This is a genomic window from Virgibacillus sp. W0181, assembly GCF_051846915.1.
Lineage (GTDB): Bacteria > Bacillota > Bacilli > Bacillales > Amphibacillaceae > JBPYCR01.
In genome coordinates this window covers 23,353-45,478 of record NZ_JBPYCR010000013.1, presented here as the reverse complement: position 1 = coordinate 45,478, position 22,126 = coordinate 23,353, and the positions used below count along the sequence as shown (strand labels likewise).

Genomic DNA, 22,126 nt, shown 5'->3' with positions numbered 1-22,126 from the left:
ATATTAATTTTTCGCTTCGTCGTTTTCTATGCCATCTCTCTGAAGGTTTTCCAGTTCTTTAGTAAATTTCATAAATGCTACACTATCCCTATGATCCAACGCTGAATCTATTTTCTTTTTTAATTCCGTTTGTTTGCGATTAAATATGATTTGTCCCAACAAATTGTTTGTTTGTTGGCGATCAGCATTCTGTATATGGTGTGAAACAGTTCGATATGGATTGTTTTCCAGAACAAGCGCGTAATGTGAACTTTGTATGGCATTTTTAAAATGAAGTTCAATATATAAATGTTCACCCTTATTCATCCTAATGTCATGATAAGCTTTATCGGCATCTATTGTCATCAGTTGTTTTTTGTAAAACAAAAATGCGGGCTTCGCCGAACAAGTACTTGCCAATTCAATCCCCCGAGGACATTTTTTTGCACCCCGAATAAAGTGAACATTTTTTAAAATTTCTGTATGCTCGGCAATATATAATAATAGCCATTCACTTTCTCGTTTCTTTAATTTATAGGTCCGTAAAAACCAGTAAATAAAGTTGCGTTTTTCTTTCGTTGGGACGACCGTATGCATCATAAACTCCTTCTTTCTTATTGAAGCCGCTCCAAATAGGCTTCTACTTCATCATCCAACGGTTCTTCTATTAAATAAGCTTTCAAGATTGGGATGGCTGTTTCTATCTTGCCATCTTCTACAAGAAAATAACCGAATTCTTTAAGAAATTCAGCGTCATTTTTAAAGTGGGGGTATGCTTCATTATAACATGTCAATGCTTTAGAGAAATTCTCCAATTCATTATATGCACGTGCCAATTCCCATTCATAAATTGGATCCAACGCACCACTCTCTTTCGCCAATTCAATGGTCTCCCTAATTTCTTCAAACTCATCTTGTTCTTTTAGCAATTCAATGAGAAACAATATTGCCTCTTTGTACTCAGGATCCAACGCAATCGCTTTATAAGCATACGTTTTACTTTCATCCTTTTGATTCAATTGATGCGCAAGTACACCTGCGAAATAGTATAGTTCTTTATTAAACTCATCATTCTCGATGCCCTTTACAGAAATAGTAAGTGCTTCATTTACCATTCCTTCCTCTTTATATACTTTTGCCAACTCATAATATACAGACTGATAGTGTGGATCAATTTCAACAACTTTCTCCCACGCTTTTATTGCAATATCTTTGCGATTGGCTTGATTAGCTGTATAACCATATTTAAAAAGGGTGTCTGGGTCTTCGATATCTTCTTTTTGATAGTAGGTTAGCGCTTCTTCATAGTTTCCAATAGCTGCGTGAGCTTCGGCAAGCCGACTAACGATAGTTACATTTGCGATAATAGGTGACGCAGGAAGCAGTTTTTCATAAAATGTAATGGCGTTATTATATTTTCCGATTGAGAACGACAGCTCTCCTAAGGCAAAATCAATAATAGGTTCATCTGGCTCTAGTTGTTTTGCAGCAAGCAATTTATGTTCAGCTACTTCAAATAACCCCTGAGCCTGATACAGATCTGCTAATTGCAATAGTGACTGGATATATGCTGTGTCTTTTTCTTCAATGTCATTTAATAAATCAATTGCATTTTCATCTTGTTCTAATTCTATATAAATATCGCCCAGCATTACTTTCAATTCCGATTCATCCGGATAACGTTGTAATAATGCTGATAAAATGTTACTAGCTTCCTGTAGGAAACCCCACTGCAAATACAACTCGGCAATTGTAAACTGTTCTTCATCATTCGCCTTTTTCAAATGCAATTCCAATAGTCGCAGTGCTTCCTCACTATTGTTTTCTTCCATTAGTTGCTGTGCTTGCATAATTGCATCCATTTACAAAGCATCCTTTCCACTTCATTACATGTAAACAAAAAAGGGAAAAGAACCCGCAAAAATGCAGATTCTTATTATTTATTGATAACTTGCCTCAGGTCTTCAAAAAATCGCGGATAAGAAACAGCAATAGAGGAAACATCGTCTAAAACGACAGCAGCTTTTGCAATTAAAGAACTAATCACACCCATCATAGCAATACGATGATCATTATAAGAGGATATATTGCCTCCCGATAGTTCTGTTCTTCCGTGAATGATCATTCCATCCTTCGTACCTTGAATGTCAGCACCAAGCGTTGATAATACATCGACTACTGCTGTAATTCGATCAGTTTCTTTCACCCGTAGTTCCTCGGCGTCACGAATAATTGTCGTACCCTCCGCTTGTGTGGCTAGTAAAGCAATAATCGGTATTTCATCAATTAGTCGTGGGATAATATTACCTTCAATAATAATACCACGCAATCCTGTTTCGGTTAATGTAATATCGCCTATTCGCTCACCACTAATTATTTGTTCGTTATCAATAACGATGGACGCACCCATCTGATGTAGTACGTCGATTATACCTGTTCTTGTTTCATTCAGTCCAATATTTGTTAGTGTTAGCTTACTACCGGGTACGACAGCAGCTGCTGCCATGAAGAACGCAGCGGAAGAAATATCACCCGGTACAAAGACATCGGTTGCTTGAAGTCCCTGTTTATTCGTAATTGTTATTTCATTTTTATTCGTATGAATATCTGCTCCGAAAGCTGCTAACATGTTTTCCGTATGGTTTCTTGTCAATGCCGGCTCGATCACAGTCGTTTTCCCTTCAGCAAAAAGACCTGCCAGCAGGATTGCTGATTTAACTTGAGCACTTTTAACAGGTAAGGGGTAAGTTATCCCTTTCAAACTCCCACCATTGATCGCTAATGGAAGCATGGTACCGTCCTCTCTTCCAACAAACGATACGCCCATTTTTTTCAGAGGAATAACGACACGATCCATCGGGCGAATAGTTAAAAAAGGATCCCCATGAATGATGGACACAAAAGGTAATCCAGATAACAGGCCAATCATTAATCTTGCTGTTGTTCCGGAATTCCCAAAATACAACGGCTGCTTTGGTTCTTCCAACGCAGTTGCACCTCTACTTGTTATCGTTACATTTGTTCCTTCTCGATCAATTGAAACGCCTAATGCTTGAAAAGCTTTTATTGTATTAAGGCAATCATCACCTGTAAGAAAGTTTGCTACTTTGGTCGTCCCAACAGCTAAAGAACCAAGCATTACAGCACGATGTGAAATAGATTTGTCACCGGGAATCTTTATCGTTCCACTAATTGGCTGAGAGATTGGTAGAAGTTTTCTTTCACTCAAGACAATTACCTCCTAATTCTCAATCGTTATTTCATATCCATATCGTTGCAAGATGTAAACACATTTTGTTTGTTCTTCTTTAGTAGAAACGGTTAAACGAAGCGCACCATTCACATCATCCCGGATTTCCAAAATGCGAATGTTTTTAATGCTGATTTCTTCAACAGCAAGTAATTGTACAACTTTAGCTAACGCACCCGGCTGATCTTTAATATCGACATATAGATCATAATAAGATGGCAAAGCACCTCGTTTAGATTTATTTAATCCGTCTCTAAACACTTTTGCTTCTTCAAGATAGGTAATCATCTCTGTTTTTTTATTCTGTTCTAAAACATCTTTTAGTGATTGCATTTCAATAATCCATTCTTCAAGCAGACCGGTCATTTTATTCCCATTATGCAAAAATATATCTTGCCATAGTTTTGGATTGCTTGAAGCAATTCTCGTAATGTCCCGAAAACCGCCCGCAGCCAATTCCGGTAAATATGCATGACGTGTTTCCCATTTTTTTGCTTGATGAACTAACGATGAAGCAATAAGGTGCGGAAAATGAGAAACAACACTTGTCATCTCATCATGTTCTTCTGGCTGCAGTATAATAAAATGACTTTTCGTTTCTTTTAACACATCTTTCAATATATTTACTTTCCCGTTCAGACACTTAGTAGATGGACTTAGTACATAGATGGCATTTTCAAATAAATGTTCTTTCGCTGCACGAATACCTGCTTTATGAGAGCCAGCCATAGGATGACCGCCGATAAATGTCACCTTTTCATTTGTCATTTTATTAGCCGTATCCAGTATGGAAGCCTTCACAGAGGAAACATCTGTAACAATAATATCCTTACTTAGTGTGATGTGATTCAGTTCCTCTAACATGTGAATAGTTTCAGAAATTGGTGCCGCTAAAATAACGACATCGGCTTGCTTCACAGCATGATCAAAGCTGTTATTTGATTCATCTATGATCTTTTGTTTGTGTGCATATGCTAATGTTTGTGCATTTGTATCATAACCAATAATATAATTTTGCTCGGATTGTCCAATAGCTTTAGCCAATGAACCGCCGATTAATCCTAATCCGGCTATTACTACTTTACGTTTCATAAATTATACCTCTTTATCCAGCAACAGTTGAAATTGTTTTATTACTTGTTGCAATTGTGTCATATCTTGTTTAGTCCCAATTGTTATTCGGACGGTATGAGGATAGCCCAACAAGTTTCCAGATCGAACAATAAATCCATTTTCCAATAAATAGTCAGCAAGTTCATCGGCATCACCCGGTGTGGATACAAGCAAAAAATTCGTTTGAGATGGGTAAAAGTGCCATCCGATTGATGTTAAAAACTGCTGAAACTTTTGCTTAACAACCTCATTCGATTCCACAGTTTCCTGTATAAACAAATCATCTTCAATTGCGATGCTTGCAGCTTTTTGTGCTAATATCGACGTATTAAATGGACCTCTGACAACATTAATCTTTTCGGTGATTTTTTCATTTGCAATGCCATATCCAACCCGTAATCCAGCCAAACCATAAGCTTTAGAAAAGGTGCGTAAGATTATTAAATTGCTATATCGCTGTATATTTGCGGATGCATCCATTTGTAACGACCCGTCAATAAATTCATAATAAGCTTCATCCAACACGACAACTACATTAGTAGGACAATTTTCCATAAACTGATGGAAAGCTTGCGGCGGAATAAGCGTTCCCGTAGGATTATCCGGTGAACAAAGCCAAACAACCTTTGTGTTTTCATCGATTGCCTGAAGCATTCCGTCCAGATCGTGATTTCCCTCAATTGTCGGTACCTCTTTAACGAGAGCCCCTTCAATTAACGCATGATGCCTGTATTGTGGGAATGTTGGGGCAGCCATCACCGTATTCAACCCTTCATGAAGAAACGTACGGCAAATGATTTCAATCAGTTCATCGGATCCACTTCCAAAAACGATTTCCGATTCTTTTATATCCCATTTTTTGGAAGTTGCTGTACGTAAATGTGTAGCGTGACCGTCCGGATAAATTTCGAAAGACAGATCCAGCTTACGCAAAGCTGCTTTTACTTTTTCCGAATAACCGTATGGATTTTCGTTGGAAGCTAATTTAACTATTCGGGTTAAATTAAATTTCTTTTTAACTTCATCTATTTGCATACCCTGTCTATAAGGCGCCATTTCTTTTAGAATCGCTTTAGCTTCCATTTGCTTGCTCCCCTTCCGCGTGAGCCAGATCCGGTCGTAAGCGTACGGCTTCATTTTGGAATATATGTCGGATAGCTTCCTGTGTTTGTTCTGTATTAATGACCATCATGACACGAATACAGTTTGGCAAGCTGCCGGGGACATCTATTTCTTGCATACACATTACCGGTACAAAATTCCAGCCATCCATTTCCCGAATTGACTTTGCGGGAAAACCGGCATTCAGTTCTTTTGTAACGGATATAAGAATATGTGAAATGGATTGCACATCAATGTCATTTACAGAAATCATCTCTTGGACAAGCTTTCTTGTATTATCCATCATTTCATTTTCTTCATTTTGCTTAACGGTTGTTGCTCCTCGTACTCCACGAATCATATCATCACCAACTCTTTTAAAAATCTATTCAAATAAGTGCATAATTCTTCATCCTTCAATTCTATCACTACCGGATCGGCAATTTGCTGTAATAAAACCATCTGAATATGATCATTCATTGTCTTTTTATCTGACTTCATTCTGCTTATTATTCGATCAATATTTAGATGACGTAATTGGAGCGGATAGTCGTTCGTTTTGAGCCAATTATACAGTTGATCGTAAGGTAGTTGTATTTTGTTTTTATATTCACTTACACGAATCGCAAATAATAAACCAATAGCGACTGCTTCTCCATGTGTAAATGCACCATACCCCAGTTCTGCTTCCAAAGCATGTCCGAGCGTATGCCCCAAGTTTAAATACATTCTTATATTCGCTTCTTTTTCATCCGCTTCGACTATATGCGCTTTGATGCTGATTCCCTGCTGGAGATGGGTAACAAGCTGTTCATTGGACAAGTTGTTTAAATCCACTGTTAACAAATCATGAAAAAAAGCTTGATCAGCAAGCAATGCTTCCTTGACTAATTCCGCATAACCGGACCGTATTTCACTTTTGTTTAGCGTACTTAATGTATTGACGTCATAAATAACTGCTTGAGGTGCATAAAAATTTCCGATCATATTTTTACCAAGTTCGTGATTAATGGCAACTTTTCCTCCAACACTGCTGTCATGGGCAAGAATAGTCGTAGGTACTTGAATATAATCGATTCCTCGCATGTACGTTGCGGCGGTAAATCCGGCTAAATCACCAATGACGCCGCCACCAAGAGCAATGATTAGTGATTTACGGTCTAGTCCATTTTTAATTGCTTCTGTATGAAGTTTATAATAGTATTCCACACTTTTTGTCTGTTCGCCGGCAGGTACAATGGTTTCAATTGATTTCATGCCAGATAGTCCCTTTCGAATATCTGGCAAATACAAATCAGCAACTTGTTCGTCTGTAACAACCATTACGGAGGAGTATTCTTTGTTTAATAATGTTTGCACTTGAAAGCGAATATCTTCTCCAATATATACAGTATAATCATGGGAAGAAGACTGAACTTCAATTTTGTTCACTAAAAGCACCTGATTTCTTCACGGTAATCAGCAATTGCTTTTTGAAGTTGTGGAAATGAATCACTTGTAAATTGCTCGGTAATCGCTTTTGCGAGTTCAAAAGCGACGACATGTTCCATTACAACTGAAGCTGCCGGAACAGCACATGAATCTGAACGTTCGATACTTGCATTAAATGGTTCCTTTGTGTCAATATCCACGCTTTGAAGTGGTTTATACAGCGTTGGAATGGGCTTCATCACACCTTTAACTACAATAGGCATTCCTGTTGTCATGCCGCCTTCAAACCCGCCTAATCGATTTGTTTTTCGATAATAACCTCTCTCTTTATCCCAAGCAATTTCATCATGTACTTCACTACCATTTTTTCGAGCCGCTTCAAAACCAATGCCAATTTCCGCACCTTTGAAAGCATTTATACTGACAACACTTCCAGCAATTTTACTATCAAGCTTTCGGTCATAATGCACGTAGGAACCTATTCCTGCAGGCATTCCTTCTACATACACTTCAGCAACGCCACCGATTGAATCGCCATCCTTCTTCGCTTGATCAATGGCGTCCATCATTTGTTGTTCGACGTTTTTATCTAACGTTCTAACGGGGGATTCTTCCGAGATCTCCTTCCGCTCCGCCATCGTCAGCGAGGTTTTTTCTTCTGCTTTTATTCCAGCAATTTCTTTTACGTAGCCGACGATTTCAATACCTAGATGCTTAAGCAATGTCTTAGCAACTGCACCGGCGGCCACTCGGGCAGTCGTTTCGCGGGCAGATGACCGTTCAAGTACATTCCTCATATCGCGGTGACCATATTTTAATGCGCCATTTAAATCAGCATGACCAGGTCTCGGCCTGGAAACTACTCGCCGAATTTTTGCATCTTCTTCAATGGGCTCCTCTCCCATTATTTTCACCCAATGTTTAAAATCATCATTATGTACAACAAGTGATATCGGGGAACCTAATGTATAACCGTGACGAACACCGCTTACAATGTCTGCAAGGTCTTTTTCGATTTGCATTCTTCGGCCTCTCCCATGTCCTTTTTGCCTGCGTAATAAGGACTCATTAATATCATCTGTCAATAACGGCATTCGAGCCGGTACACCTTCAATAATTGTCGTTAATTGCTTGCCATGAGATTCTCCTGAAGTTATATAACGCATAGTTACCCCTCCACGTACAATTTTTAATAGTAATTAAGTTCTTTAAATAGAATTCATAAATTAAAATTCAATTATAACATATGATTTCAATGTATGGGTTCCATATTATTACGTATGTATACGAAGCAATTCATTGCTTATTTGTTTTTTGATAAAAAAATGTATCTAATAAAGTAATACCATACTTTTGTGGACTAAAAATTTGTTCCGTGCTACCGACAAAAAGTACTCCTTGAGGAGCAAGTGATTTACTAAAATGATAATATATTTTTTCCTTTGCTTCGTCCGTGAAGTAAATAAGAACATTCCGACAAACGAGTAAATCAATTGCTTCCGGATGTGGATCAGCAAGCAAGTCATGTTTTTTAAACTGAATCATTGCTCTTAAGGAAGCGTCAATGTAAAATAATCCATTTTCCTCTACGAAATATTTTTTTTGTAATTTGTGTGGCAATTCTTTCATGTCCCGTTCCTGGTATACACCTTGTCGAGCTTTATCAAGAACTTTATCATCAATGTCAGTCGCTAATATATTAGTGTTAAGATGTGGAAAATGCTCTCTCGCCATGATAGCCAAACTATAAGGCTCTTCTCCTGTTGAACATGCCGCACTCCATATATTCAACTTATTTTTATTTTCAGATAAAATTGGCAAAACAGTATTCCGCAATACTTCCCATCTTTTGGGATTTCGGTAAAACTCCGACACATTTATTGTAATTCGATCAATAAATTCATTTAATAAATGTTGATCCATATCTATTGCTTTAAAGTATTCAGCAAATGTATGAAACCCCCGTTTATTCCTTAAGGAAATCAGTCGTCTTTTCATTTGTGTTTCCTTATACAAATTGAGGTCAATTCCGAGTTTACCTTTTATACTCGAAATAAATTCATTATAATTATCAGCCATCTGCACGCCTCTTTCTTACACAGATACTATTAATCCAATAAACCGAACTAAACAAGAAGCCTCCGTTTTGTTAACAGAGGCTTGGTGAATTAATAAATCCATTCATTATCTTGTTTTAAATAAGATAATATTTCCTTGTCTTCAAAAAACAGAGCAATTTCCCGCTCTGCACTCTCTTGTGCATCAGAGCCATGAATAATATTTTTACCTACTGTCATACCGTAGTCTCCACGAATTGTTCCTGCTGCAGCTTCCTGCGGATTAGTGGCACCCATCATGTCGCGGGCTGTTTTAATAACATTTTCCCCTTCCCATACCATAGCAAATACAGGACCGGATGTAATAAAATCAACTAGTTCACCAAAGAAAGGTCTTTCTTTATGCTCACCGTAGTGGGTTTTTGCCAAGTCGTCTGAAATAACCATTAGTTTTGAGGCAACAAGCTTAAATCCTTTGTTCTCAAAACGTGTAATAATCTCTCCGATTAAATTCCGTTGTACTCCATCTGGTTTTACCATCAAAAAAGTTTTTTCCATTTTTTGCACCTCATTAGTCTATATGTTTTTTTGTATTGTTCATATACTTTACAATCGATAAAAATTTTATCAAATATACGTACACATTACAACTAACTGACTCAAGAGCGACGTTTACCAATTAGGCTTGCAATGTCCTGCAATGTTTTTTTCGCGCGATTATCAGGGAGACTTTCAAGAGCTTGTAAGGCCCTGTCCAAGTATTTTTCACTTACTAAATAAGACTTTTCGATAGCATCTGTTACTTTCAGTTGTTGTAGTAGTGCATTTAATTCTGCTTCTGATATAGTAGGTTGGCGAAATACTTGCAAAAGGTGATCATGAAAAGCCGGGTCTTTGAGTGCGAATAAAACGGGCAAAGTAACATTCCCTTGTAGTAAATCACTTCCTGTCGGTTTTCCCAATTCTTTATTTGTTGAAGTGAAATCCAATATATCGTCAATGATTTGAAAAGACATGCCAATGTTATATCCATATTGATATAATTTGTGGGCTTCTCTTTCCGAAACGTTACCGGCAATAGCTCCCAGCTTGCAGCTTGTCGCTATTAACAGTGCCGTTTTCCGTTTTATTCTTCGCAAATAATCTCTTAATTGCTGATCCCAGTTAAATTTATCTTGAATTTGTTCTATTTCTCCTTCAACTACTTCAACCAACGTCTTTGATAATTGCCGATGTATGATTGGATTTTGAATCAACGTTATATTTTCCAAAGCACGAGCAAGTATATAATCCCCCGTATACATCGCAACCCGATTTCCATAGCGATGTTTAATTGTTGGCAAACCTCGGCGCAGCTCTGCATCATCTACAACGTCATCATGAACAAGCGTTGCCATATGAATTAACTCTAACGATACGGCAACTTTTTTAATTCGCTCCAAATTGTAGTCACCAAATTGACCAGACAACAAAACAAACACAGGTCGAATCCTTTTTCCCCCTGCCTGCAGTAGTTGGGTTGATGCTTCACGCAACACAGGGTGTTCAGCCTGTATAACTTCTCGCAATGCCTCTTCAATTACATCCAAATCTTTTTTCAAATATCCATATATTTTCGCTAGTTTCATGCATGTCACCTTTTATTCATAAGTTCACATAATAGTCTATTTCGTTGCCATATGCATTGCTGCTACTCCACCTGTATAACTCTTCACTTGAACATGCGAAAAGCCAGCTTGTATAAACATTTCTTTCAATTTATTTTTATCGGGAAAATCTTTTGCTGATTCATGTAACCAAGCGTATTCTTGATAACTTTTCGCAAAAAGTTTGCCGGCAAGCGGCATAATATAGCGAAAATATAAATAGTACAGTTGTCTGAATCCGATTAAGGTTGGCTGGGATGTTTCTAGACAGGCCACGGTTCCATCAGACTTAACAACGCGGTGAAGTTCCTTTAACACCGACATATAATCGGGTACATTCCGTAACCCAAATCCTATTGTCACATAATCAAACGATTCAGATTCAAAAGGTAATTCCATAGCATTTCCATGGATAAAAGAAAGTTGCTCTAATTGATATTTTTCATTTTTTTCTTCAGCAATGGACAGCATATTTTGACTAAAATCCAGTCCAATCACACTACCTGAAGCGCCCACAGCATGTGCCAGTGCAATTGCCCAGTCACCTGTACCACAACAAACATCGAGAGCCTTCGCTCCGTTTTGAACATTCATACGCTTCATAACGTCTTTTCGCCATGCTTTATGGCGCCTAAACGAAATAATTGAATTCATTTCATCATATTTGTCGTAAATTGTTTCAAACACATGATGCACTCGCTCTTCCTTCTTATTCGCTTTCATCCATTACCCTTCTTCCACCAATGAGCTGCTGTTATGTTCTATTTGTTTTAGCTGCTGCCGTACACGAAATTCCAGTAGGCCATATTGGGACGGTACCTCTCCCAATAAAGATTCTATATTTTGTACTTTTGTATTTACTGAACGATCTAGCATAGAAGAAATGGAAGAGAAACCACTGCTTGTAGATAAAAACCAATATTCAAACATGCTGGAATATTGATCTTCAAACATTTTTTCTTTTTCTCTAATTAGTTTGATTAACGTTAGCCATTCTTCGACTAATGGGATTATATATTGTTCATCCATCGATTCAGCAACACGTTTAATTAGTAATGTTTCAATTTTACCGGTTAATTTGACAAAGTCTTGAAACGTATTATATTCACCATAGTATAAGTTCATTTTGTATTCATTAATTTCTTTAATTGCTGCTGCTAATGATTGAATCATATTAACATCTTCAATGTCCGCCAACAATGAATAATAAAGACCGCTGTAATAATCGCCAGCTAAAACAAATAGCTGCTTTTTTGTTTTGTTTACTTTATTCGATTCACTGGTCTTTATAGGTACAAGTTCATGTGTATCTAATGCAATTTGTACTAGCATTGCTGTAATAATATATTGCTTTTTCTTGCATTCAGATATCGCTGCTTTATTCAATATCGATATTAATACGTACAATTTATTTTCATCAATAACAGGCTTCTCTATGTATTTCTCTATATATGAATGTTGAATTTTGTCATCAATTAAAGCTAGCATTTCCTCGGTATCGATCGTAGAACTGGACAATACAACCACCTAAGCCCTTTCATCTGTTTCTATTAGCTATTATAACATAATTTATACATCAGCCCATAGAAATCCTCCTGATAAAAGTGACCGTGAAATTAAATAATGTTTGATCGGATGTTCGAAATTTCTGATGTTAAAAATTTATTGGTCGTTACTCATTTCACCGTGTTCGGTTTGGATCGTTACTTTTCCTCGAATTTTCATCGCTGAAGTGTGCTCAGTAAATTGAGCAATCATTATTTCGTTTTTATCCAATTTTTCGGAATGATGAAACCTAGTATCAGCACCTCTTGTTAGACCTATTACGTGAACACCGTCTTCTAATGCCTTAATCACAAAATAATCGGATTTTAAATTTGGATTCTCCATGACAAACCTACCTTTGTTAAATTACTTATCCTAATATCGCTTATTAAAACAACGTTGTCAATCGTTAGACGTTAATAAGAAAGGTCGATTGTACAATTACATTATTTGTCCAATATAAAAAAGGGTACGAATAAACGTACCCTTATGCCCTATGTAAAAATAGCTATCGTTATTTAACAATATCTTTAAGGGCTTTACCTGCTTTAAATGCTGGAACTTTACTTGCAGGAATTTCAATTTCTTCTCCTGTTTGAGGATTGCGGCCTTTACGAGCTGAGCGATCACGTACTTCAAAGTTACCGAATCCAATGATTTGAACTTTTTCACCTTTTTTAAGTGAATCCATGACAGAGTCAAATACTGCATCTACTGCTTTGGCAGCATCCTTTTTGGAAAGTTCGCTTTTTTCAGCAACCTCGTTTACTAAATCCGTTTTATTCATGACATTCACCTCCTCCCAATGAAATCGACTAACATAGAACAAACGATTATACTACTTCCATTTGTTCACCAATTCGTCTAGTTTTATACTATAGAGTCATCATTTTCATTGATGATAAGGCTTATACTAACTGACTTTGCAATAAAATTCAACATTATTTACTGATTTTCTCAAGATTTTTTGCATTTTTAGTTAATAGTACTCAATTTTTTATGTGATAAAGAACAAAATGGGAAAAAAAGCTGGCATAGATTACATAAGCTCGTTTCATTATTGATTCAAGTAAAACCCAAAAAGAAAAACAGCTTTTGGCAAGCTGTTATAAAATAATCGCTATTAAACCACCAGAACCTTCATTAATAATCCGTTCCAATGTGTCCTTTAATTTATACCTGGCATGCTCGGGCATTAATGAAATCTTAGCCTGTATGCCTTCTCTCACAATTGAATTGAGTGATCTTCCAAATATATCGGATTCCCATATGGACAAAGGATTCTCTTCAAAGTCCTGCATTAAATATCTAACTAACTCTTCGCTTTGCTTTTCAGTACCAATAATTGGAGCAAACTCTGATTCAACTTCAACTTTAATCATGTGGATGGATGGTGCAACCGCTTTTAAACGAACACCAAATCGCGATCCTTGCCTAATAATTTCCGGTTCCTCCAAATCCATATCCTCAATTGAGGGAGCTGCAATTCCATACCCTGTTTGTTTTACCATTTGGAGGGCTCCACCGATTTGATCATATTCGCGTTTTGCATGCGCAAAATCCTGCATCAATTCAAGTAAATGATCTTTTCCTCGTATCTCTTCTCCAACAATTTCTTTTAGTACTTGGTCGTATAAGTGATCAGGTGCATGCAGATCTATTTCGGCAATTCCTTCACCCATCTCCATCCCAGCCAGGTTCGCCTTATCAATATAATCATATTCCGAAAATTCCCCCATAATATGGTCAACATCACGAAGCCTTTTTATATTTTTTACTGTTGAGTGGATGGCATCTTGATAACTTTGCCGCAACCAATGCTCTTCCTTTAAAACCATTACCCAACTCGGTAGATTAACGTTAACTTCCAGAACAGGAAATTCATACAGTGATTCTCTTAATACATTGTAAACGTCATGTTCAGTCATCGTTTCAACACTCATCGCCAATACAGGAATATCATGCTTTTCTGATAGTTCCTGACGAAGCAGTTCCGTTTCTGTACTCGTAGGTCGAACAGAATTAATGATCATAATAAAAGGTTTGCCAACTTCTTTTAACTCTTCCACTACCTTCGTTTCGGAATCCACATAATCGGAGCGTTCAATTTCTCCAAATGTACCATCCGTTGTAATAACAACTCCAATAGTGGAATGCTCTTGAATAACCTTTCGTGTACCAATTTCAGCTGCGTCATGAAAAGGAATTGGGTCCTCATACCAAGGAGTATGAATCATCCTCGGCCCATTTTCGTCTTCAAACCCTCTTGCACCTTCCACAGCATATCCTACACAATCAACAAGCCTTACATTTACGTCCAAACCTTCTTCGACATGAATGGACACAGCCTGATTCGGAACAAATTTAGGCTCCGTCGTCATAATCGTTTTACCTGCTGCACTTTGAGGCAGTTCATCATGCGCGCGTCCCCGTTCGCTTTCTTCATCAATGTTCGGCAACACGACAAGCTCCATAAACTTTTTAATAAATGTGGATTTCCCGGTGCGGACTGCACCTACGACCCCAAGATAAATATCTCCATTCGTCCGCTTCGAAATATCTTTAAAAATATCGATTTTCTCCAAACGATCCCCTCCCAGTTTCATTCCATACCATTACATACAACCTACGAATAATTGACATTACAAGTCTATGACGTTGTCCTATTAAAATATGACTTAAATATGATTTAATTGAATAAATTTTATTTTAAGCTTTCGTATACTCGTTCACATTCTTTCATATGTACGAATAGATCGGCAGTAAGCCGATGTTCCTTAAACATGAAAAAGCCCTTGAAACAATATATGTTTCAAGGGCAGTTTTTATGCGGGTCATTAATTATTAACGAGAAAAATGGGTTCACCATTCTTTATTGTATACGGCAAAGAATATACTGGTACAAATGGAGTATTATCCGCCAATATATATCGTATATCGTCACCTTCTTCATAATCATGTGAGAACTCATTTAATGCTTTCATTAAATCAATTCGGTAATCGATATAAAGTTTTCCGTCTGTATCCATAACAATTGGAAGGCTCTCTCTGGAGTATGGACTCACTGCATGTGGTTCATTGTTAAAGCCAAGTTTTTCATAATCCAGTTTATATATGCCTTTTTCAATTTCTTTTGCAAAAGGTGGATATATATTTTTTGAACGATACATCTCCAGCTTGACATTAATATTGCGAATCGTTTCCGTGTTGCGTAAATCAATAAGTTTAACACGAGGATCCTCTTCAGGGGTCAGGATCGTATACTGATAAACCCCACCTGATTCATATGCATTACCTGGTGTTTCTGTAATAATATTGTTCTCTTTAAGGATGTTAAAATCAACTAAATATTTCTGAAATATGGGTGTTTCATTAGGCTTAGTTCTAATTGGCAATAACCCGCCTGTTTCTTCTTTGTACTTATCGACAGCTTGCTGGACCATATCCAATTGATCCTGGTTTGGTTTTTGGTTTTTTGAAAGTTCACTTTGAGGAAATAAGCATCCCGTTAAAAAAGTTGTGATAAAAATTAAAGCGAGCCATTTTTGCATAAATTTCATGTAAAGTTTCCTCCATTATTAACTCGATGGTCCGCTGAAAACAATAAAAAACACAATGAGTGCCCCTATCACTAAACATATGTATGCAAGTAGGGAAACAACTCCAGCAAGCCATCCGGTTAACTTTCTCCTGCTTAATTGTATAAATGCAATTGCTAATATGAGCAACGCTATTCCAGCAAATGAAATTATTTCTTTTAAACCCGATGCCGACATATCTTCACTCCCTATACTTCCGGTGCAAGACGATTATAACATAGGTTCCTATCCGTTAGCAGTTAATACCACCTTTTTTCACAGCGAGAAGCTTATGGATTAATTAACAGAAAAATTCCGAGATGAAGGGGCGACTTCACCTCGGTTTTGACTAAACAATTCCCACAGCAACTCTATCCATGAATGCTTGTGCGTATTATATTATGCGAGCATACAAATGAATGTATCCTCACTTGCCCATGAAAGTAATTATTTAAAAAATTTGCTTAATGACTGCATGTCTGTTGGCATTTTATTTTGAATTATTGTTTGTACAATCTTGTCTTCCTTTTCTTTGGATATTTGTTTATTTGCCATTTTTGATAAGTGGCGGACAAGATTTCTTACCGTTTTTTCATCAGAGAAATCGGCATTTTTAACTGAATTAGCTATTTTGTAAATATCCCCTTGATTCATATTTGTTTTTTTTTCTATTTTATCAAATGGTCCTTTTTGTTTACTCACACAATCCCTCCTTGCTAATATGTCAACATATTATATGCAAGGAAGACATTTCTTGTTATCGAGCATCTCGGTTTTTTAGTAATGATGCCAGATCGTCCATTTCTTCTCGTTTATCGCGGTTCATTAGTTGTTCAACTATTTCTTTAGGTGCTTTATGATTAAAAATAATATCATAAATACCTGTTGTAATAGGCATTTCAACTTGCTGCTTTTTGGCAAATTCATAAGCAGCTTTAGTTGTCCTTACGCCTTCAACAACCATCCCCATTTGTTGTAAAACTTCTTCCAATGGTTTGCCCTTACCTAGCAAATTACCTGCTCGCCAGTTTCTGCTGTGTACACTTGTCGACGTTACAATTAAATCACCTACTCCTGGCAAGCCAAGGAAAGAAAGTGGATTAGCTCCCAAGGAAGTTCCAAGTCTCGCAATTTCTGCTAAACCTCTCGTAATCAAAGCTGCTCTTGCATTGTCTCCAAACCCTAATCCATCTGACATGCCTGCACCTAGAGCAATAATGTTTTTTAAAGCACCACCCAGTTCTATCCCAATGACATCAGAACTTGTATAGACCCGGAAAAATTTATTTATAAATAAATCCTGGGCATACACTGCTTTGTTTAAATTTACTGCAGACACAGTTACGGTTGTAGGATGTCGCTTACCAACTTCTTCTGCATGACTAGGGCCTGAAAGCACAACAATATCTTCATATGCGTAGTCGGGAATTTCTTCACAGATCATTTGTGAAATTCTTTTAAGAGAGCCTGGTTCAATACCTTTAGTCGCATGAATAAGTGTAATGTTTGGACTCATATATGGCTCTAGCTTGCTGCATACTTCTCTAATTGCTTTGGACGGCACAACAATTATAATCGCCTCTACTCCTTCTATTGCTTTTTTCAGGTCGGAATAGGCATTAATTTTCTCCGGTATAGGAACGTCGAGATACTGTGTGTTTTTATGCGTAGAATTAATCAATTCTGCGTGTTCTTGCCTGTGTGTCCATAGCCGTACATCGTGTCCATTGTCAGCTAAAACAATACTTAATGCTGTCCCCCAGCTACCCGCACCCATTACTGCAACTTTAGTCATTTCTATTCCCCCTTAACTTCTTTTTCTGGCAACTATTTTAATTGGAGTGCCGCTAAATCCAAATGCTTCTCTAATTCTGTTTTCCAAAAATCGTTTATACGAAAAATGCATTAGTTCCGGATCATTTACAAATACAGCAAATACCGGAGGTTTTACCGCCACTTGTGTTGTATAGAGTATTTTTAAACGCCGTCCTTTTATCGTCGGTGTTGGATTCATCGCGAGTGCGTCCATAATAACATCATTTAAAACGTTTGTTGCAATTCGTTTTGCATGATTTTCACTGGCCAGACGTATTCCAGGCAGAAGCGTATGCAGTCTTTTTTTGGTTTTTGCTGATAAAAAGATAATCGGTGCATAATCCAAAAACTGAAAATGAACACGAACTTTCTCTTCAAAAGCTTTCATTGTTTGTTCTTTTGTATTTACTGTGTCCCACTTATTCACTACAATCACAATTGCACGTCCTGCTTCATGCGCATAACCGGCTATCTTTTTATCCTGTTCTCTAATCCCTGTCTCCGCATCCAAAAGAACAAGTACAACATCCGAGCGGTCTATCGCTTTTAGCGCACGCAATACACTGTATTTTTCAGTGGTTTCGTATACTTTCCCTCTTTTACGCATTCCTGCAGTATCAATAATAACAAATTCATTATTTTCTAGTTGCACATATGAATCCACGGCATCTCTTGTCGTTCCTTCAATTGGGCTGACAATTACGCGATCTTCATTCAGAATAGCATTTACTAAAGATGATTTTCCTACATTCGGTCGCCCAATTAATGAAAAATGAATAATCTGTTCATCTTCTACTTGTCCCTTGTTAGCTGGAAACTGTCGTACAACTTCATCCAATAGATCTCCCAGTCCTAAACCATGGGCCCCTGATATAGGGAATGGTTCCCCGAAACCAAGCGCATAAAACTCATATAATTGTTCGCGCATTTCAGGATTGTCAATTTTATTAACAGCAAGTACAACCGGTTTTTTTGATTTATAGAGTAACTTAGCGACTTCTTCGTCTGCAGCTGTGATTCCCTCTCGACCATTGACTAAAAAAATAATAACGTCTGCTTCGTCGATTGCTATTTCAGCCTGATGTCTCATTTTTACCAATAATGGTTCGTCCGTCATTTCAATTCCACCGGTATCTATTAAATTAAAATTTGCAGCAAGCCATTCGGCATGAGCATAAATTCGATCCCTTGTCACCCCAGGTACGTCTTCTACAATCGAAATTCGTTCGCCAACCAATCGGTTAAAAATAGTTGATTTACCGACATTTGGCCTTCCTACAATTGCTACAGTTGATTTCCTCATGAAAGGTTCACCCTTACTTTCCATTAACTTCAATTCAGTTTAGCAAAATAAAAAATAATTCACAACGATTGTTCTGTTTTTATTTTGCAGAAAACCGTGTATAGCGATATATATCTACCATTATCGTTCTCGCTTTTTGCAACAAGTAAGGTGGAAATAAAAATAGTACCATTACTGTTACTTGATCAAAAAATTCCATTTGACCTGTAGAATGCTGCATATTATAACTTGACAACATAAAAGAATACAATATTTCACCAAAGATGACACCTAGCAAGCCGATCAATATTCGATTTATAAAATTGTCTGTAAAAACAGTCACCATAATGCATATGATCAGGGAAATAAAGATTTCTCTAGGCAGAATAAACCATATGGGCGTTACCTTTTCCCATATTAAAATTGCCGCATAACCTATTGTAATTGTAAACGAAGCAAATAAAGCATAATAAACGTTTTTAATCTTAGTATAAAGTACAATAGTCCCGGCAAATAGAATCAAGAAGGACAATGAAACATTCCCTTTCAAAAGGGGGATATATAGGCTTGAACCGATGATCATGAGTAAAATCCATGCAGAAAAAAAGACCCGGATCCAAGTCTTTTCCATAAAAAAAGTTACAGCAATCCAGAATATCCAGCTTAGCCAATAATAAATCATTCCATCTTCCACATTACCACCTACCATTAGCATTATAGCTTAACAGAAGGGTTTTTAAACGATAATGAGGACAGAAAATACTTTTGAATTTACAATCTTAATAAAGTATATTGTCGTCACTAATCGTACTATCGTAATATTTGTAGCTTTTCCTGAGAAAAAAAGTTACCCGGATGAAAAACAACGAACGTAATAATAATATATTTAGATGATTCAAATGTAAAATTCGTTCTTTTATTGTTTATACTCTAGCAGTTACGGATAATTTATACTACATGAAATCAACATCTAGCCCCGAGGCAAAGGATGCGCTAGTGTAGATTTTGTGATACTACATCGCGACAAAGCATGCAAGACTCAGCAACTAACACGACTTTCCCTCTTAACACTGCACCCAAAAAATGCCCCTATAGTCGGTCATATACCAACTAAAGAGGCAACTCAAAATACGTTTCAACCTTTATTTATACTTATTTAATCGATCGCCAATAATATCACTTAATTGAAAGCTAGACTGGTCCTCTTCTTTCGTATACTGCTTGTATTCTGCTTCTTCTTGTTCTTGCTCCAACTCTCTAATGCTTAATGAAATTCTTTTCTCATTTTCATTTACATCAAGAACTTTGACTTGAATCTGTTGCCCTTCTTCTAGTACTTCATGCGGTGTACCAATATGCCGATTCGCTATTTGAGAAATATGAACGAGGCCTTCTACACCTTTCTCTATTTCAACAAATGCACCAAAGTCAACAAGTCTTTTTACCGTACCCTCAACCGTGTCGCCTCTGGACATTCGATCCTCAATTCCGCTCCATGGTCCAGGAAGTGTATTTTTACGTGAAAGGGAAATACGTTCATTGTCCCTGTCTACGGATAAGACTTCCACATTGACCGTTTCACCTTCAGACACAACATCAGAGGCATTTTCCACGTGTTCGTGCGCCAGTTGGGAAATGTGAACCAATCCATCAACTCCACCAATATCTACAAAAGCACCAAAGTTGGTCAACCGCTGCACAGTTCCTTCCAATACCTGTCCTGCTTCAATTGACTGCAACAATTCCTGCTTTTTCATTACTTCTTCTTCTTCAGTGATTGCACGATGTGATAATATGACCCGATTTTGTTCCTTATCCAAATCAACTATTTTTACTTTTAATGTTTTATTCTTGTATTCGGAAAAATCTTCTACGAAGTACGTTTCAACCAACGATGCCGGTATAAAACCACGCAGTCCAACATCTACGACAAGTCCACCCTTAACAATTTCTTTTACTTCGGTTTCAAATGTTTCGTTACTTTCATATTTTTCTTCCAAATCTGCCCAAGCACTGTCTGCTTCTACTGCTTTTTTTGAAAGTACAATATCTTCATCATCTATTTTTTTAACTTTTAATGTTATTTCATCGCCTTCCGATACAACATCAGACGGGTGCTCTATATGCAAATTGGATAATTCACTTATTGGCACGATCCCCTCTGCTTTATGGCCAATATCAATAAAAACCTGTTTATCCTCAATCTTTACTACTTTCCCGCTAAGTGTATCGCCTACATTAACTGCTTCAAAACCGTTCATATTTGTTTCACTCATGACCTATTGCCTCCTAAACCTATTAGAAAATAAAAGTACAAATGTGTTTTCTTAAACCGTAACTTTTTGTTAATCATTATTCATGATTATCTTCAGTATAACACACTTCTTCTTATTAACTTCTACTATTTATTTTTAATTGTCAAGTAAAAGATATGTATTTACGTGTGTGAAGAATCAATTTCATACGTATTCTCAATTATTTTCCTATTACCGTTTTGCGTCTTGTTTAAACTTTTAATTTAGTCCTTATTTCATTTATAATTGTTTCTGCGGTCTCATCAATGGATAAGGAAGTAGTATCAATTTCAATTGCATCTGCAGCTTTTTGGAGTGGAGCAATTTCACGTTTTGTATCCATCAAGTCTCTTTTTTCAATTTCTTTTCTTAAGTCATGCAAGTTAGAGGCAAACCCTTTTTCTAGATTCTCTTCATACCTTCTTTTGGCCCTCTCTTCAACAGATGCAACTAGAAAAAATTTTACGTCTGCATTCGGAAGCACGTTCGTTCCAATGTCTCTTCCATCCATTACAACAGAATATTGTTCTGAAAGAGCCTTTTGTCTGTACGCCATCTCTTTACGTACTGTTGATGACCTTGCAATAAGGGAAACATTATTCGACACTTGATCATTTCGAATGTCACGTGTTACATCTTTCCCATCCAATAATACGCTTTGTCCATTGGATTGTAAATTAAGATCAATGGTGGTCGTTTTAAGTAAATTTGACAATACATCCTCGTCATCAAGGCGTATTTTTTCAGTTAAGGCTTTCAATGTAAGTGCCCGATACATTGCACCTGTGTCAATATATACAAAAGAAAGTTTCTTAGCAACTATTTTTGCAACTGTGCTTTTTCCCGCTGCAGCTGGACCATCAATAGCAATAGCTGCTTTTTTATCGTTTTTCATACTAAATATCCCATTCCTCTCCTTGCCGTGTAACCTACAATAAATTTGAAAAAACTTGGCACTTGCCAAGTTTTTTCCCCTGTACTAAATAATAACATAATTTAAATTAGAAATCTTGGCTCATCACCATGCCTTTATAG

The 22,126-nt window shown here is 37.0% G+C and carries 24 protein-coding genes; all 24 read right to left on the bottom strand.

The genetic code is table 11. From position 1 onward, the window contains the following. Positions 1-3: 3 nt before the first annotated feature. Positions 4-576, bottom strand: a complete 573-nt coding sequence (locus ACLIBG_RS07680; protein ID WP_439312178.1) for a ReoY family proteolytic degradation factor — start codon at positions 574-576, stop codon at positions 4-6. Between the two features lie 17 nt (positions 577-593). Then, the gene (locus tag ACLIBG_RS07675; protein ID WP_439312177.1) at positions 594-1,841 is read right to left on the bottom strand and encodes a tetratricopeptide repeat protein; all 1,248 of its coding nucleotides are present in this window, start codon (positions 1,839-1,841) and stop codon (positions 594-596) included. A 74-nt stretch (positions 1,842-1,915) separates the two neighbouring features. Beyond that, the gene (gene aroA / locus ACLIBG_RS07670; protein WP_439312176.1) at positions 1,916-3,208 is read right to left on the bottom strand and encodes a 3-phosphoshikimate 1-carboxyvinyltransferase; all 1,293 of its coding nucleotides are present in this window, start codon (positions 3,206-3,208) and stop codon (positions 1,916-1,918) included. A 12-nt stretch (positions 3,209-3,220) separates the two neighbouring features. Then, positions 3,221-4,321 (bottom strand): prephenate dehydrogenase, encoded by a 1,101-nt coding sequence (locus ACLIBG_RS07665; protein ID WP_439312175.1) that lies wholly within the window; start codon positions 4,319-4,321, stop codon positions 3,221-3,223. Between the two features lie 3 nt (positions 4,322-4,324). Continuing rightward, positions 4,325-5,425: a histidinol-phosphate transaminase gene (hisC, locus tag ACLIBG_RS07660; RefSeq protein WP_439312174.1), complete on the bottom strand. Its 1,101-nt coding sequence runs from the start codon at positions 5,423-5,425 to the stop codon at positions 4,325-4,327. Next, entirely contained in the window at positions 5,415-5,804 is a 390-nt protein-coding gene (gene aroH, locus ACLIBG_RS07655; protein ID WP_439312173.1) for a chorismate mutase, read from the bottom strand. The genes hisC and aroH overlap by 11 nt, the downstream gene beginning before the upstream one ends. Then, positions 5,801-6,874 carry a 3-dehydroquinate synthase gene (aroB, locus tag ACLIBG_RS07650; protein ID WP_439312172.1) on the bottom strand — a complete coding sequence of 358 codons (1,074 nt, stop codon included), beginning with the start codon at positions 6,872-6,874 and terminating at the stop codon, positions 5,801-5,803. Before aroB ends, aroH begins: the two co-directional genes overlap by 4 nt. After that, a complete protein-coding gene (gene aroC, locus ACLIBG_RS07645) occupies positions 6,874-8,040 on the bottom strand; it encodes a chorismate synthase (RefSeq protein ID WP_439312171.1) in 1,167 nt (388 codons plus the stop codon). Before aroC ends, aroB begins: the two co-directional genes overlap by 1 nt. Before the next feature lie 130 nt (positions 8,041-8,170). After that, on the bottom strand, positions 8,171-8,953 hold the full coding sequence (locus ACLIBG_RS07640; RefSeq protein WP_439312170.1) for a CheR family methyltransferase: 783 nt from the start codon (positions 8,951-8,953) through the stop codon (positions 8,171-8,173). An 89-nt stretch (positions 8,954-9,042) separates the two neighbouring features. After that, on the bottom strand, positions 9,043-9,489 hold the full coding sequence (gene ndk / locus ACLIBG_RS07635; protein ID WP_439312169.1) for a nucleoside-diphosphate kinase: 447 nt from the start codon (positions 9,487-9,489) through the stop codon (positions 9,043-9,045). 101 nt (positions 9,490-9,590) lie between these two features. Continuing rightward, on the bottom strand, positions 9,591-10,559 hold the full coding sequence (gene hepT, locus ACLIBG_RS07630; RefSeq protein WP_439312168.1) for a heptaprenyl diphosphate synthase component II: 969 nt from the start codon (positions 10,557-10,559) through the stop codon (positions 9,591-9,593). 36 nt (positions 10,560-10,595) lie between these two features. Continuing rightward, positions 10,596-11,300 (bottom strand): demethylmenaquinone methyltransferase, encoded by a 705-nt coding sequence (locus ACLIBG_RS07625; protein ID WP_439312167.1) that lies wholly within the window; start codon positions 11,298-11,300, stop codon positions 10,596-10,598. 3 nt (positions 11,301-11,303) lie between these two features. Next, positions 11,304-12,095 carry a heptaprenyl diphosphate synthase component 1 gene (locus ACLIBG_RS07620; protein WP_439312166.1) on the bottom strand — a complete coding sequence of 264 codons (792 nt, stop codon included), beginning with the start codon at positions 12,093-12,095 and terminating at the stop codon, positions 11,304-11,306. A gap of 144 nt (positions 12,096-12,239) precedes the next feature. Next, positions 12,240-12,467, bottom strand: a complete 228-nt coding sequence (gene mtrB / locus ACLIBG_RS07615; protein WP_439312165.1) for a trp RNA-binding attenuation protein MtrB — start codon at positions 12,465-12,467, stop codon at positions 12,240-12,242. A 169-nt stretch (positions 12,468-12,636) separates the two neighbouring features. Beyond that, the gene (locus ACLIBG_RS07610) at positions 12,637-12,909 is read right to left on the bottom strand and encodes an HU family DNA-binding protein (RefSeq protein ID WP_439312164.1); all 273 of its coding nucleotides are present in this window, start codon (positions 12,907-12,909) and stop codon (positions 12,637-12,639) included. A 319-nt stretch (positions 12,910-13,228) separates the two neighbouring features. After that, positions 13,229-14,707 carry a stage IV sporulation protein A gene (gene spoIVA / locus ACLIBG_RS07605; RefSeq protein ID WP_439312163.1) on the bottom strand — a complete coding sequence of 493 codons (1,479 nt, stop codon included), beginning with the start codon at positions 14,705-14,707 and terminating at the stop codon, positions 13,229-13,231. Between the two features lie 252 nt (positions 14,708-14,959). Continuing rightward, positions 14,960-15,682 carry a hypothetical protein gene (locus tag ACLIBG_RS07600; protein ID WP_439312162.1) on the bottom strand — a complete coding sequence of 241 codons (723 nt, stop codon included), beginning with the start codon at positions 15,680-15,682 and terminating at the stop codon, positions 14,960-14,962. 18 nt (positions 15,683-15,700) lie between these two features. Next, the gene (locus ACLIBG_RS07595) at positions 15,701-15,898 is read right to left on the bottom strand and encodes a DUF2768 domain-containing protein (protein WP_439312161.1); all 198 of its coding nucleotides are present in this window, start codon (positions 15,896-15,898) and stop codon (positions 15,701-15,703) included. 249 nt (positions 15,899-16,147) lie between these two features. Continuing rightward, positions 16,148-16,402, bottom strand: a complete 255-nt coding sequence (locus ACLIBG_RS07590) for a stage VI sporulation protein F (protein ID WP_439312160.1) — start codon at positions 16,400-16,402, stop codon at positions 16,148-16,150. Between the two features lie 55 nt (positions 16,403-16,457). Continuing rightward, positions 16,458-17,495, bottom strand: a complete 1,038-nt coding sequence (locus tag ACLIBG_RS07585) for an NAD(P)H-dependent glycerol-3-phosphate dehydrogenase (protein ID WP_439312159.1) — start codon at positions 17,493-17,495, stop codon at positions 16,458-16,460. Between the two features lie 12 nt (positions 17,496-17,507). After that, positions 17,508-18,818 (bottom strand): ribosome biogenesis GTPase Der, encoded by a 1,311-nt coding sequence (der, locus tag ACLIBG_RS07580; protein WP_439312158.1) that lies wholly within the window; start codon positions 18,816-18,818, stop codon positions 17,508-17,510. 79 nt (positions 18,819-18,897) lie between these two features. Next, positions 18,898-19,491, bottom strand: coding sequence for a YphA family membrane protein (locus ACLIBG_RS07575; protein ID WP_439312157.1), 594 nt, complete (start codon positions 19,489-19,491; stop codon positions 18,898-18,900). 448 nt (positions 19,492-19,939) lie between these two features. After that, positions 19,940-21,073: a 30S ribosomal protein S1 gene (gene rpsA, locus ACLIBG_RS07570; protein WP_439312156.1), complete on the bottom strand. Its 1,134-nt coding sequence runs from the start codon at positions 21,071-21,073 to the stop codon at positions 19,940-19,942. 229 nt (positions 21,074-21,302) lie between these two features. Further along, entirely contained in the window at positions 21,303-21,986 is a 684-nt protein-coding gene (gene cmk, locus ACLIBG_RS07565) for a (d)CMP kinase (RefSeq protein WP_439312155.1), read from the bottom strand. Between the last annotated feature and the right edge of the window lie 140 nt (positions 21,987-22,126).